The following is a 400-nucleotide window of genomic DNA, read 5'->3' on the forward strand; positions in this document are numbered from 1 at the left end:
GCCGTCGCGCCGCAGCACGGGCGTGAACGGCGGCGTGCACGACGACTGCAGGATCAGGTCAGCGAGATCGTCGACCGTCGCGCACGCCTGTGCGCGCACGAATTCGGGGCGAAAGCCGAGCGCGCGCCCGAGCGTCGGGTGCAGCGTCTTGCGCACGTATTTCTCGATGTTGTACGCGACGAGGCCCGCGGCCACCGCGCTGCGCGCGCCGAGCCAGCGCGGCACGTGCGACACGCCGATGCGGATCTCCGGTGCGTCCGCGAGCCGCGCGAACGGCTCGCCGTAGATGTCGAGCAGCGCCTGCCGATAGATCCGATAGTGCGGAAACACCGGCTCGCGGCGGAACAGGTTGCCCCAGTACGCGTTCTTGCGGTTGTGGCGCAGCGCTTGCTCGTAATAG

Annotated in this window: 1 pseudogene; it reads right to left on the reverse strand. The window is 69.5% G+C overall.

Annotated elements, in window-relative coordinates:
- Nucleotides 1–400: pseudogene (locus SB816_RS30030) on the reverse strand (patatin-like phospholipase family protein); the annotation flags it as partial.

This window comes from Achromobacter sp. SIMBA_011 (genome assembly GCF_046535435.1).
GTDB lineage: Bacteria > Pseudomonadota > Gammaproteobacteria > Burkholderiales > Burkholderiaceae_B > Achromobacter > Achromobacter dolens.